Origin of the sequence: Aquabacterium sp. G14 (assembly GCF_037482285.1) — a bacterium.
Lineage (GTDB): Bacteria > Pseudomonadota > Gammaproteobacteria > Burkholderiales > Burkholderiaceae_C > Aquabacterium.
In genome coordinates this window covers 393,724-406,706 of record NZ_JBBEYB010000002.1, presented here as the reverse complement: position 1 = coordinate 406,706, position 12,983 = coordinate 393,724, and the positions used below count along the sequence as shown (strand labels likewise).

Here is a 12,983-nt window from a genome sequence, read left to right as displayed (position 1 = left end):
GCCAGACGGCGCACGGCGGTCAACGGTCGAGGTAGACCTTGATGTGGATGGCGCGTTGTTGTTCCGTGCCGAGGCGGCTGGCCTGGAGGCGTTGCGCACCGAGTTCCCGGGTGTCGATGCGCCAGCCGGCCTGCTCGAAGACTCCGTCTTCGTTGGTGGTTGTGCTGACTTGTGATGGGTCGGGCACGCCTTGCATCCAGTGAACGAGGCTGCGCAGGGGCAGGGCTTCACCCAAGGTTTGTCGGCTGAGCTCGTCGAGATCCTGATAGGTCTGACGCCCTTGCGACGTGACCACCCAGGCCTCGTCGGCCTGCCAACCTACCTGAGCCATGAGGGTGCCAAGGGGCGTCATCAGGTCGAGCAGTCCCTGGTCCGTGTGGCCGCTGAAGAAAAAGCCCAGGCTCAGGCCTTTGGCTGGCAGGGTTTGCCAAGCATGCAGCTTGATGCTGAGTTGACCTTGCAGCGACAGGTGGGTGGCGGTCTCTGTGCCGGAGGCCGCCGCATGCTCGCTCGGAGGGGGAGCAGGTGGGTGGGGTACCGCGGCCATGTGACTGCAGGCACTCAAGGTGCCTGCCAGGGCGAGCAGGCTCAGTTGCCGCGACCACGCCATGCGCGAAACCACGCTGAACCAGCGGTTCACGGTTGCACGTTGAAGCGCTTGAGCACCTCAACCAGGGTTTCATTGTGACGATCAAGTTGCTGGCCTTGGCGCCACACTTCGCGGGCGCGGTCTGTCTGCCCTTGTTGCCACAGGACTTCACCCAGGTGCGCGGCAATCTCGGCGTCTGGTCGGGCCGACCAGGCCTGGTTGAGCAAGCGCAGAGCTTCTTCCGTGCGGCCCAGTCTGAACTCCAGCCAACCGAGGCTGTCGGTGATGAAAGGGTCGCCTGGGCGCAAGCTGAGGGCGCGCTCGATCAAGGGGCGCGCCTCGTCAAGGCGCACACCTCGGTCGGCAAGGCTGTAGCCAAGGGCGTTGTAGGCGTTGGGGCTGTCCGGTGAGAGGGTCATCACTGTTTTCAGCAGCCGTTCCATTTCGTCATAGCGGCGCAGGCGCTCGGCCATCATGGCGCGGTCGTAGAGCAGGTCTGGTTCGTCAGGGAAGCGTTGGGTGGCCTCGCGCAACACTTCGTATGCTTCCTGCCACTGGCGTGCGTCGCGCAGGATCTGTGCCTCTGCCTGGAATTTCAGGACCGCATCTCGGGGCTCACCCTCAGGGATGTTGCGGATGATGGCGCGCGCTTCGGGGATCCTGCCCTGACGAATGAGCAGGCGGGCGCGCTGGCTTTGGGTCAGGAGCTTCTCCTGACGAGGGTCAGCACGCTCCATCCAGTTGAGCGCATCCTGGGTTTTGCCGCGCAGTTCGGCGGCTTGCGCCATCAACAGGTAAGCCTGTTCCAGGTCCGCGCTCAGGCCAGGAGGCGACTTGGGGCCTTCGGTGGTGGCCGAGGCTGGGGTACGGTTGGATGGGTTGCTGGCCAGGGCCAGGACGGGTTGCAGGGCAGCTTCGGCCTGATCGGGCTTCTTGAGCTCGAGGCGGATGGCGGCCAGCAGCAGCCAGTGACCCATTTGGTCAGGCTGGTTGCGCACCAGAGTTTCCAGTTGCGGCTCAGCCTCGCTGTATCGCTGCAGCAAGGTCAGTTGGCGGGCGTAGGCCAGACGCACGACCGGGGAGGCATCCGGACGCTGGAGTTGCTGCCTCACGATGGCTTCGCTGTCGGGCGACTGTTTCATCAGGTCGATGGCGAGCAGTCCTGCCACCGGCAAGCCGGGCTGGAGGGCGATGGCCCGCTGCAGGCCTTCACGTGCCTTGTCGAGTTGGTTGGCACGCAGCCAACCTTCGCTGCTGGCAGCCCAGGCTTCGGCTTGCTCCTGGGGACGCTTGCGCCAGGGCTCGGTGGCCTCGTCGATGATGCGGGCGGCGGCCTGCTTGTCGTTCAGGCGGCTGAGGCTGCGCGGCAGGTTGGCCATGACCTGCGGCTGCTGTGGGGTCGGTGTCAGTTGGATGAGGCTGCGAAGGGTGCTGGCGAGCTCGTTGGTGCGCCCCAGAGCGATGAGGATCTGGCTGGTGAACTCCGCCGCAGGCCGCGACTGTGGCAGAGCCTGACGCCAGGCTTTGGCGGCCGTCAGTGCCTGCTCACCAGCGCGAGCTCGCAGGGCGATCTCGACCGCGCGCTGGAAGAGCTGGCCATCCTTGTGGCGCCGGGCGGCTTCCAAGTAGAGCTGGTAGGCGGAGCCAGGGTCGCCAGCATTGGCCTGGATCTCGGCGATGAGCACCTGATAGAACAGCGGCGCGTCCATGCTGGAGTTGCGCACGGCTGGCTTCACAACCACGCTGGCTGCCTGCGCCGCGGTGCGAGGTGTGGGCTTGTCGGGGGCGGCCCAGGCGCTGTGGCACGTCATGGCCAGAGCCAACAGGCCAATGCGCAGGGCTGGCATCGCAGAAGTGATCGCGGGCGTGTGGACGGGCATGGGGTCTCCAACTGATGTGGTCATTCTATTGATGTGCGCGAGGCTATGCGGCGCGCCAGATAATCCGCTCATGCCCGAATTGCCTGAAGTTGAAGTCACCCGTTTGAGTTTTGCCGATCGCATCGAAGGGGCGGAGGTGCTGGCCCTTCATCTGGGCAAGCCACTGCGCTGGCCCTTGGGGATTGATGGCGACGATTTGCGTGGTTGGCGGGTGGGCGTGGTGCAGCGCCGCGGCAAGTACCTGTGGTTGCCTTTGCACGCGTCCGATGGCCGTAGCGGAGGTTTGTTGATTCACTTGGGCATGTCGGGTTCGCTTTCGTTTTCAGGGCGAGCCGGTGAGGCTGGCCCGCATGACCACTTTGATCTGGTCACCTCGCGCGGTGTATTGCGCCTGCATGATCCGCGTCGGTTTGGTGCCGTGGTGTGGGGCGAGTCTCAGGCCACGGGCATGCCGGGCAAGCTGTTGGCCGGGCTGGGTGTGGAGCCGTTTGACGAGGTGCTGAACGGGCGGTATGTGCACGAGCGCCTGAAAGGCCGCACGGTGTCGATCAAGCAGGCTTTGCTCGCCGGCGACATCGTCGTGGGGGCGGGGAACATCTATGCCTGTGAGGCTCTGTTTCGGGCTGGCATCAATCCGAGGCTGGCCGTCGGCAAGCTCAGCCTGCCCCGTTGCGATCGGCTGGTGAGCGAGGTGCAAGGGGTGTTGCGTCAGGCGATGGCCTTGGGGGGCTCCAGCTTGAAGGACTTCAAGGATGCCCATGGGAGCCAGGGGCACTTTCAATTGGCCACCGCAGTCTATGGCCGTGAGGGCGAGCCATGTCGGACGTGCGGCACCTTGATCAAGCGCGTCGTGCAAGGACAGCGCTCGACCTTTTTCTGCCCCAATTGTCAGAAAAGGTGACAGATGCGGTCTGAATATCGCCAGACGTTGTATTTTTGGCAGCCATCTGCGTGATGGCCCTTGTTACAGCATGAGCGCCTTGCGCTAGGATCGACGCCATGATGCCCACCTTTGCCAGCCACCTGGATGCCTTGGGCCAGTGGCGTGCCGACACCGACGCCAGACTGGCGGCCTTGGCCCGTTTCGCCCGTGAACACGATCTGCTGGACGATGCGTCGGCAGAGTGGTTTGAGGCCATGCGCCATCGCCTGTCGGGCGAGAAGCTCATGGTGGCGTTTGTGGCGGAGTTCTCGCGCGGCAAGTCCGAGTTGATCAACGCCATTTTCTTCTCGGACAAGGGGCGCCGCATGATGCCCGCGTCGGCCGGGCGCACAACGATGTGCCCCGTCGAGTTGGGCTACGACGCAGAAGACCCGGTGGGCTTGTCCCTTCTGCCCATTGAGACCCGCTTGGAGGCGGCATCCCTGGCCGAGTACCGTCGCCAGAGCGCCGCCTGGACCTGGATCGATTTGGACTTGTCCGACTCGGACGGCATGGCTGCCGCCTTGGGTGAAGTGATGCGTACCCGTCTGGTGACGCAAGAAGAAGCCGCCAGACTGGGTTTTTGGGATGAGCAACGCCCAGAAGACAACCCGCCTGTGCAGGCCGATGGCCGCATTGAGGTGCCGGTATGGCGCCATGCGCGCATCAACTTGCCTCATCCCTTGCTCAAGCGCGGTCTGGTGGTGCTGGACACGCCGGGGCTGAATGCCATCGGTACGGAACCTGAATTGACGTTGGGGCTGTTGCCGCAGGCCCATGCGACGGTGTTCATCCTGGGGGCGGATACCGGGGTGACCAAGTCCGACCTGTCCATCTGGCGAGATCACCTGTGTGGCCCGGCTTTGGCGCGCTATGTGGCGCTCAACAAGATCGATGCCCTGATTGACCCGTTGAGTTCGCCTGCGGAGGTGAAGCAGACCATCGTGCGCCAGTGTGAAAGCGTGGCGCAGACGCTGGAGATTCCCGTCAACCACGTGTTCCCGATTTCGGCTCGCCAGGCGCTGGCTGCGCGCTTGTCAGGCGATGCGGCAGGTTTGACCGAGAGCCGACTGGAAGAGTTCGAGCAGGCGCTGTCGGAGGGCTTGTTGCCTCGGCGTCGTGAAACCCTGGCCGAAGCGGCCACGCAAGGTGCCGTGCAGTTCCAGCATCAACTCACCCGTCGTTTTGGTGAGATGCGTCGCCTGTATGCCGACCAGTTGGCGGAACTGCGCAGCCTGCGTGGCAAGAGTGCAGGCAAGGTGCAGATGATGCTGCAGCGTGTGCAGATGGAGGCCAACGAGTTCGAGCAATGCACGGCACGTTTGCAGGCGCTGCGCACGGTGCATGCGCGCATGCTGAAGGAGGCGCTGCAGGATCTGTCGGCCGAGCGGCTGCGTCACGAGGTGGAAGGGCTGCAGCAGGTACTGGGAGGCTCCTGGTTGCCGTTGGGGGCTCGCAAGGCCTTCATCGAGCTGTGCGCGCGTTTGCGTGCCTTGGTGGAGTTGGCCCAGCAGCGCAGCGACGAGATCCATTCGATGCTGGTGGCTTCGTACGCCAAGCTCAATGCCGAGTTCGGTTTCAGCCTGGTGGCCGACACGCCTTTGGATGTTCGCCGCTACACCGAAGACCTGAACCTGATCGAGCGCAATTACGTGCAGTATCTGGGCTTGAGCCAGGCCTTCCGCTTGGCCCAACCGGGCTTCCAGGAGCAGTTCCGTCGCATGCTGGTGTCGCGTCTGCGTGTGGTGTTCGAGACGGTGAGCAACGACATCGAGTTGTGGAGCAAGACGTCTTCGGCCCAGGTGGACAGCCAGTTGCGCGAACGTCGTCGCAACTTCAAGCGCCGCTACGAGTCGCTCGATCGCATCCAGTCGGCGGCCAGCGATCTGGACGCGCGTCTGCAGGATGTGCAGGCACAGGATGAGCGCGTGATGCAATTGCAAAACCGCCTGAACGTGTTGGTGGACGAGTTGCTGGTGCAGGCGCGTGACGACCGCCTGGGCGAGCTGGCGTCGAGTTCGGGTAGCCTCATGGGCGAGTTGGACTTGTCCGATGAGGCGCCGGCGCGCGCAGACTTGTCCGCATGAGTTGGTCTGATCCCGAGCACCTGCTGCAGCGTGCGCAGCAGGTGAGCCCTGATTTGGCCGAGCGTCTGGTGGCCTGGCAGCATCAGGATGGTCGCCATCACCTGCCTTGGCAAAAGCTGCGTGACCCGTACCGCGTGTGGCTGTCCGAGATCATGCTGCAGCAGACCCAGGTGACGACGGTGCTGGGTTACTTCGAGCGATTCTTGCAGCGGTTTCCGGATGTGCAGGCGCTGGCCGCAGCACCTTTGGTCGATGTGCTGACCTTGTGGGCCGGGCTGGGCTACTACAGTCGGGCGCGCAACCTGCATCGCTGCGCGCAGGATGTGGTCAACCTGCATGGCGGGCGCTTTCCGTCGTCCTGTGAGGCCTTGCAGACCTTGCCGGGCATTGGGCCGTCCACCGCAGCGGCCATCGCGTCGTTCTGCTTTGACGAGCGCGTGTCCATCATGGATGGCAATGTGAGGCGGGTGCTCAGCCGGGTGCTGGGCTGGGGCGAGGACCTGTCGGTGCGGGCGCACGAGAGGTCGCTCATCGCGGCCGCGCAGGTGGTGTTGCCCTTGCGTGCCGATGTGATGCCGTCTTACACCCAGGGCTTGATGGACTTGGGTGCGACCTTGTGTACGCCGCGTAAGCCGTCCTGCCTGATGTGCCCCTGGTCGGATCTGTGTGTGGCGCGTCAGGTGGGCGACCCCGAGCGTTACCCGGTGAAAAGCCGCAAGCTCAAGCGCAGCGAGCGCGAGAACTGGTGGTTGTGGCCGGAGTGGCGCGAGCAGGTCTGGCTACAGCAGATGCCCGACAAGGGCGTGTGGGCTGGCCTGTGGACCTTGCCTTTGCTGGACAGCGATGAGGCCGTGTCGGCCTTGTTGGGCACCACTCTGGATGCCCGGGTGGAGCGCCAGCCCCGCATGAAGCATGTGCTGACGCATCTGGACTGGTGGCTGCACCCACGCCGTGTGGTGCTGGACGATGCCGAGGCGGCGGCGCTGGAGGCGGCTTTGCGTGCGCAAGCGCCAGGTGGGCGCTGGGTGCCCCTGGCCGATCTGGCCAACTGGGGCTTGCCGGCGCCGTTGCGGCGCCTGCTGGTGGGCTGATCAGCCCAGGGTGACGACCACCGGGGCGTGGTCGCTGGGGCGCTCGTTCTTGCGCGGGGCCTTGTCGATGATGCAGGCGCTGACGCGTGGCTTGAGGGCGTCGCTCACCAGGATGTGGTCGATGCGCAGGCCCTGGTTCTTGCGGAAGGCCAGGTTGCGGTAGTCCCACCAGCTCCAGGGCTTGGGCGGCTGCTCGAACAGGCGGAAGGCGTCGGTGAGCCCCAGTTGCAGCAGCTTCTGGAAGTGCTCGCGCTCGGGCACGGTGCAATGGATCTGGTCTTTCCAGCCCACGGGGTCGTACACGTCGTCGTCGGTGGGGGCGATGTTGTAGTCGCCCATGATGACGAGGTTGGGATGGCGCGTGAGTTCGTCCTGCACCCAGGCTTCCAGTGCGGTCAGCCAGTTCATTTTGTAGACGAACTTGTCGCTGTCAGGCGCTTGGCCGTTGGGGAAGTAGCAGCCGATGACGCGCACGCTGCCGACCACTGGGTCGTTGACGGTGCCGGCGATGACGCGAGCCTGATCGTCTTCAAAGCCGGGGATGTTCTTGACGATGTCGGTGCTGGCGCTGCGGGTCAACAGGGCGACGCCGTTGTAGGTTTTCTGACCAAACCACTGGGCCTGATAGCCGGCGGCTTCCAGATCGGCGTGGGGGAACTTGTCGTCGGTGAGCTTGGTTTCCTGTAGCACCAGGGCATCGACCGGGTTGGCGGCGAGCCAGTCCAGCAGTTGCGGCAGGCGCACGGAGAGGGAGTTGACGTTCCAGGTGGCAAGTTGCATGGGGGGGAGGCCTTGGCGGATCGAGTCTGGGAGGCGCACAGGGCGCGTCGGATGATCCGGATTGTCGCTGTTGTGGGTGGACCTTGCTGGCAGCGGGGCGGGTGTTGCAGGTGTGCGGCGCATGAAAAAGGCCGACACAGGGTCGGCCTTGGTTGCATGGCGAGCAGTGCAGGCGCTGAGCGCCTGAGCATCAAGCCTGAGATGCCGCCTTCAACGCCAGGCGCTTGGTGCGCGCGCGGATGTTGAGGAACTCCACCGCCAGCGAGAAGGACATGGCGGCGTAGATGTAGCCTTTGGGCACGTGAGCGTCCAGTGCTTCGGCAGTCAGGGCCATGCCGACCATCACGAGGAAGGCCAGGGCCAGCACCTTGACGGAGGGGTGGGCATCGACGAAGTCGCCAATGGGCTTGGCGGCAAACAGCATCACGCCGACCGAGGTGATGACGGCGGCGATCATCACGCCGAGTTGGTCGACCATGCCGACCGCGGTGATGACCGAGTCGAGCGAGAACACGATGTCGATGACGGCGATCTGGGCGATGATGCCCCAGAACAGGCGGGCGCCGGCGGCCTTGATGAGGGCCGGGTCGGTGTCAGGGGCGTGATCTTCTTCGCGGGCTTCCACTTCGACGAAGATTTCGTGCGAGGCCTTCCACAGCAGGAACAGGCCACCGAACAGCAGCACCAGATCGCGGCCACTGATACCCAGGTCGAAGATGTGGAAGAGGTCGGCCTTGAGGCTCATGACCCAGCTCAGCGAGAACAGCAGCAGCAGGCGCGAGATCATCGCAAAGGCCAGGCCCATGCGGCGGGCCTTGTCGCGCACGTCGGCGGGCAGGCGGCCGACCAGGATGGAGATGAAGATGATGTTGTCGACGCCGAGGACGATTTCCAGGGCAGTCAGCATCGCGAAGGCGATCCAGATATTGGGGTCGAACAGGAAATCCATGAGGAGCGGTGCAGGAGGTGCAGTGAAAGGAAAACTGGCGGCGCAACAGGCCAAACCGTCGAAGATAACTCGCGCCGGTTCTCAGGTAAATTCGAATTTCAAATGAATTCGAGTTTGTAAAAACTGAATTTGGGGAAACTTATTTCCGTCGCTGGTAGACGACGAAGTGGTAAGGCCAGCCTGCCTCGGCCTGGTGGGTTTCGCGGCTGACCTCGTTGAAGGCGCTGCGGTCCCAGGAGGGGAAGAAGGTGTCGGCGTCGAAGTCGGCATCGACTTCGGTGAGGATGAGTTCGTCGGCCTGAGGCAGTGCCTGCGCATACAGTTCGCCGCCGCCGATGACGAAGACACGGGCCTGGTCGGCGACCCGTGCCTGGGCCTCCTCCAGTGTGTGGGCCACTTCGACCCCTTCGTGTTGCCAGGCGGTGTTACGGGTGATGACGATGTTGCGACGTCCGGGCAGCGGGCGTCCGATGGACTCGAAGGTCTTGCGGCCCATGATGACCGGGCAACCCAGGGTGGTGCGCTTGAAGAACTTGAGGTCTTCGGGCAGACGCCACAGCAGGGCGTTGTCTTTGCCGATGGCGCCATTGCGGGCCACGGCGGCGATCAGGATGAGGGTGGAGGTGGACATGGTGACAGCGGATACCAGACGGCGTTCAGGGCGGGGAGTGTAGGCCGTCTGGCGTCAGGTGTGCGGACGATCGGGTCAGGGGCGCACCATCTGGGCGTCGCGTCGCATGCGTCGCTCGGCTTCCAGCTGGCGTCGTTGCTCCTCCGCCTCGCGCAGTCGTCGGGCTTGATAGGCCTCCAGTTCGCGCTGTCGGGCCTGCATCTCGAGGCGACGTTGTTCTTCGTCACGCATCAGGCGGTTCTGAAAGGCGTCCCGAGTCTGTTGTGCGCGCAACATGGTGTCTTGCATGGCTTGTTCGCGCGAGAACATTTCCAGCTTGTGCTGGTTGGCGGCATCGACCAGTGCGGCCAGCACATTGCTCAGTGGAACGGGCGGGAGAGTTGGCAGGCTGTCGAGCAAGGTGATCTTGCTGTCGCTGATCACGGCCTGGCGGTTGACCGATGGCACGTAGGTGAACTGACGCGATGGCAGTTCGCTGCTGTTGACTTCGGACAGGGTGTTGGCGCTCAGGCTGAAGACGTAGTCCTTGCCACCATGGGTGGGGACGCCTTGAACGTAGCCCCGGATGATGATCTTGTCTGCATCGGGGGTGGCGCTGCCCTGCTGGATGTACAGCGGCTCGGTCTGGATTTCACGGGCTTGCAGGTCTTCGAGGTTGATCACTGTGAGTTGACGGGAAGCCTCGAAAGCGTGCTTGCCTCCTGGCAACACGCCAGAGGTGTTGGTGGACCAGTTGATGGCGCGGGGCAGGTTGCGCTCGCTCACGAGGCGCACCTCGGGCTTGCCCGTGCCGCGGATCACCTCGATGCGGCTGGCTTGCTGGTGACCGAACACGACAAACTGGTTGGGGGTGCCCGGCACCGCTGCCACAGTGGTGAGCCCGCGCTGGATCATGGGCAGCTCCACTTCTTCACCCGAGACGAAATCGAGCAGGAAGGTTTTGCGGTTGTCGCTGCGCTCGTACAGGGCGGTGCGGTCGTCCAGCCAGTGGAACTCGTGCGGGTAGACGGACGGGATGTCTGCCAGCGTGGTGCCGGTGGCCGATTCACGAATTTGAAGGCGCTGTCCCAGTCCGACGGTGTAGAGCCGTCCGTTGGCGGAGAGGCGCCCGACGGCGGAGGTGTCTTTGGGGGCGCGGTGAATGGCCTTGTTGGCGCCCAGGTCCATCACCTCAAGGGTTTCGCGAGCTTCGAGCAAGGCCACGCCCGCCTTGTCTGCAAAGCGGGCGCTCTGGATGGTGGAGCTCGCCACGATGTAGGGCGGGACTGTGCTCGGGATCGCGCGCAGCGCAGGCTGGCTCAGTTGCATGCCGGCACGTCGCAGGCCCAGCCAGGTTTGCAAGGCGGCGTCGGCATCGGTGAAGCAGGTGCTGTCGCCCAGCTTTTCGCGGATGTCGGTCAGCGAAGCGTACCAGGACGGGGTGTAGTCTTTGGCGCATTCCAGGGCGCGCAGGCGCAGTCGCGACTTCAACAGGCGCTGGATGTCGTCTCGTTGCTCAGGGCTTGCTTGTTCCAGCAGGGTGACTTGGCTGAAGCGAACGGCTTCTGATACCGGAAAGGCCGCGTTGATCTTGTCTTCGGGTGAAAAGGTCAGCCGTCCATCCATGTTGCAACCGCTGAGCAGGCCGGTGGACAGCAGCGTGCAAGCCGCCAGTTTGCGGTACTTCATGTTCATCATCTTCCTGTGATCGTGCCCAAAGATCATAGAGCCAGCGCAGCGTCGTTTCACCCTTCAATCAGGGCGTCGTGGACAGTGAGCGTCGGTGGTTCAAGTGCGAACGAGGGTGGCCAGCGCGCGGGTGAGCTCGGCTGCAGGCTGGGTGTGACATCCGCTGGTGTTTTGCCCTGCCCACAAGGGCGTGAAGTCGGTGAGCCCGTGGCTTTCGGCCTGGGCCCGCAAGGGCGCGATGGCTGCGGTGGCGAGCGGGAAGGCCGGGGCGAGGGGGGAGATGGCGCCCATCTCACGCATGATGCGGTTGACGATGCCACGTGCCGGCCGGCCTGTGAACAGATTGGTGAGTGCCGTGACGCGGGCCTGCTCGCTTTGCAGTGCGGCACGGTGCAGGGGGCTGGTCGTGGCCTCGCTGCAGGTGAGGTAAGCGGTGCCGACCTGTACACCCGCAGCACCCAGGGACAGGGCGGCGGCCACCCCTGCTGCATCGGCAATGCCACCTGCGGCAATCACCGGGATGTTGACGGCCTGCACGACCTGGGGCAGCAGGGCAAAGGTGCCGACCTGGGTGTGGAGATCGTCGGTGAGGAACATGCCGCGGTGCCCACCGGCTTCGAGGCCTTGGGCAATGATGGCATCGGCCCCGTGGGCCTCAAGCCAGCACGCTTCGTCCACCGTGGTGGCCGACGACAGCACTTTCGCGCCCCAGCTTTTCACGCGAGCCAGCAGATCCGCCGAGGGCAGGCCGAAATGAAAGCTCACGACCGGGGGCTTGAACTCGGCCAGTACATCGGCCATGTCGGCGCTGAAGGGCTGCCGGCCAGGTCCCGATGGGATGACATTCGCATCCAGGCCCAGTTCTGTGAAGTAGGGGGTCAGGGCGGCGCGCCAGGCGGCCTCTCGCTCTGCATCAGGTGTGGGTGGTGTGTGGCAAAAGAAGTTGACGTTGTAGGGGTGGGTGGTCTGGGTCTGGAGGACGGTCAACTCACGGCGCAGTGTCTCGGGGGTGAGCATGGCGCAGGGCAGTGAGCCCAGTCCGCCCGCGTTCGACACCGCCACGGCCAGCGCGCTCCCTTGAACGCCGGCCATGGGCGCCTGGATGATGGGGAGGTGAATGCCGAGGAGTTGTTGCAGGCACATGGTGATGGCTCAGGTGGCGTGAGGACGTGCGGTCTGGGCGGCATGGCCCCTGCTGCGCATGAGGCTCAGGCCAGCAGGAGCAAGCCCAGACCGATGGCCGCTGGCAGGGCCTGAATGAAGAGGATTTTGCGGCTGGCGGTTGCCGCGCCAAAGACGCCAGCCACGATCACGCAGCCCAGGAAGAAGACTTGGATGTGGGTGCCGTCTGCGCCGCGCAGCAGCCCCCAGATCAGACCCGCGGCGAGGAAGCCGTTGTACAGGCCTTGGTTGGCCGCAAGGACTTTGGTGGCCTTGGCTTGCTCCAGCTTTTGGCCGAAGGCTTTCAACCCTGCAGGCTTGTCCCACAAGAACATCTCAAGGACGAGAAAGTAGATGTGCAAGGCCGCCACCATGGCGATGACGATGCTGGCGATCAGGCCCATGAGGTGCTTTCGATGAAGGTGGTCAGAGCGTCATTATGAAACGATGGAGGACCCGATGAGCCAGTAGCCTGCGAGCGCAAGTCCCCCCGCCACCTGTGTCCACAGTGCCCAGCGGAGGTGGCGCTTGCAGGTTGCATGGGGCGCCTTGAACCAGGCGATCAGCCCTGCGAGGAGCGTCAGCAGGTACAGGCCGGACCATGCAAACCACGCAACCCCCAGTCCCATGCAGCCAAAGCTCTCGCAACGGAGTCTGAAGTTGAGAACCGCGACCACCGCGGTGGCCATCAGAAGCAGTCCGTATACGTAGCGCATGGTGTGTTGCCTGGGTGTGCCATCGCCTAGATGGGCAGCCAGCGCCACCAAAAGGGCTGATGAGGAGCCTTCGCGCGCAAGCGGGTCAGCTCGGTGACCAGGGCGGTGCGACCGTGCTTGCGAGCCGCTTGCAGTGGTGTGAGCCCGTCAAAGTCAGACATGAGGTTTGGGTCGGCGCCGTGCGTGAGCAGGTAATGCGCAACCTCGTCGTGTCCGTGGATCAGGCTGGCCACGAGCGGTGTGCACAGGATCTCGGGGTGCTGGTAGTTGGGGTTGACGCCCTGGCTGATGTGGTAGTCGACCAGCGCGAGGTTGCCATCCAGGGCGGCCTGGTAGAGGTCCTTCCAGTCTCCAGCGGACATTGTGATCTCCCGTGTGTGCGCTTGTGTTGCGCACTATAGGGCAGTCATGCCGGGCTGTGCAGGGTTCAGGCCTGTACGGGCACGAAGACCCAGACACACACGATGGTGATGGCCAGGGCGGTCCATTCCAGGATGGCTTGCAGGCGG

13 protein-coding genes are annotated in these 12,983 nt (G+C 64.2%); 3 read left to right on the top strand and 10 right to left on the bottom strand.

Going from position 1 to position 12,983, the window contains the following annotated elements; translation table 11 throughout:
• Window positions 1-19: 19 nt before the first annotated feature.
• The gene (locus WIT60_RS04200) at window positions 20-640 is read right to left on the bottom strand and encodes an outer membrane lipoprotein LolB (protein ID WP_339582685.1); all 621 of its coding nucleotides are present in this window, start codon (window positions 638-640) and stop codon (window positions 20-22) included.
• Window positions 637-2,469, bottom strand: a complete 1,833-nt coding sequence (locus tag WIT60_RS04195; protein WP_339582684.1) for a tetratricopeptide repeat protein — start codon at window positions 2,467-2,469, stop codon at window positions 637-639. The genes WIT60_RS04200 and WIT60_RS04195 overlap by 4 nt, the downstream gene beginning before the upstream one ends.
• A 70-nt stretch (window positions 2,470-2,539) precedes the next feature.
• Here WIT60_RS04195 and mutM point away from each other — a divergent pair, with 70 nt between their 5' ends.
• From mutM to mutY, 3 genes are all read left to right on the top strand, one after another.
• Window positions 2,540-3,370, top strand: a complete 831-nt coding sequence (gene mutM / locus WIT60_RS04190; RefSeq protein WP_339582683.1) for a bifunctional DNA-formamidopyrimidine glycosylase/DNA-(apurinic or apyrimidinic site) lyase — start codon at window positions 2,540-2,542, stop codon at window positions 3,368-3,370.
• Window positions 3,371-3,468: 98 nt separating this feature from the next.
• Window positions 3,469-5,478, top strand: coding sequence for a dynamin family protein (locus WIT60_RS04185; protein WP_339582682.1), 2,010 nt, complete (start codon window positions 3,469-3,471; stop codon window positions 5,476-5,478).
• Entirely contained in the window at window positions 5,475-6,569 is a 1,095-nt protein-coding gene (gene mutY / locus WIT60_RS04180) for an A/G-specific adenine glycosylase (RefSeq protein ID WP_339582681.1), read from the top strand. Before WIT60_RS04185 ends, mutY begins: the two co-directional genes overlap by 4 nt.
• On the opposite strand, the gene WIT60_RS04175 is transcribed toward mutY, so the two are convergent.
• From WIT60_RS04175 to WIT60_RS04140, 8 genes are all read right to left on the bottom strand, one after another.
• Window positions 6,570-7,349, bottom strand: a complete 780-nt coding sequence (locus WIT60_RS04175) for an exodeoxyribonuclease III (protein ID WP_339582680.1) — start codon at window positions 7,347-7,349, stop codon at window positions 6,570-6,572.
• A 190-nt stretch (window positions 7,350-7,539) separates the two neighbouring features.
• On the bottom strand, window positions 7,540-8,298 hold the full coding sequence (locus WIT60_RS04170) for a TerC family protein (protein ID WP_339582679.1): 759 nt from the start codon (window positions 8,296-8,298) through the stop codon (window positions 7,540-7,542).
• A gap of 139 nt (window positions 8,299-8,437) precedes the next feature.
• Window positions 8,438-8,929 (bottom strand): dihydrofolate reductase, encoded by a 492-nt coding sequence (locus tag WIT60_RS04165; protein WP_339582678.1) that lies wholly within the window; start codon window positions 8,927-8,929, stop codon window positions 8,438-8,440.
• Window positions 8,930-9,004: 75 nt separating this feature from the next.
• Entirely contained in the window at window positions 9,005-10,603 is a 1,599-nt protein-coding gene (locus WIT60_RS04160) for a hypothetical protein (protein WP_339582677.1), read from the bottom strand.
• Between the two features lie 93 nt (window positions 10,604-10,696).
• Window positions 10,697-11,740, bottom strand: a complete 1,044-nt coding sequence (locus WIT60_RS04155; protein ID WP_339582676.1) for an NAD(P)H-dependent flavin oxidoreductase — start codon at window positions 11,738-11,740, stop codon at window positions 10,697-10,699.
• Window positions 11,741-11,805: 65 nt separating this feature from the next.
• Complete coding sequence (locus WIT60_RS04150) at window positions 11,806-12,162, bottom strand: DUF1304 domain-containing protein (RefSeq protein WP_339582675.1); 357 nt, start codon at window positions 12,160-12,162, stop codon at window positions 11,806-11,808.
• 33 nt (window positions 12,163-12,195) lie between these two features.
• Window positions 12,196-12,474, bottom strand: coding sequence for a hypothetical protein (locus tag WIT60_RS04145; protein WP_339582674.1), 279 nt, complete (start codon window positions 12,472-12,474; stop codon window positions 12,196-12,198).
• Between the two features lie 26 nt (window positions 12,475-12,500).
• On the bottom strand, window positions 12,501-12,836 hold the full coding sequence (locus WIT60_RS04140; RefSeq protein ID WP_339582673.1) for an ankyrin repeat domain-containing protein: 336 nt from the start codon (window positions 12,834-12,836) through the stop codon (window positions 12,501-12,503).
• Between the last annotated feature and the right edge of the window lie 147 nt (window positions 12,837-12,983).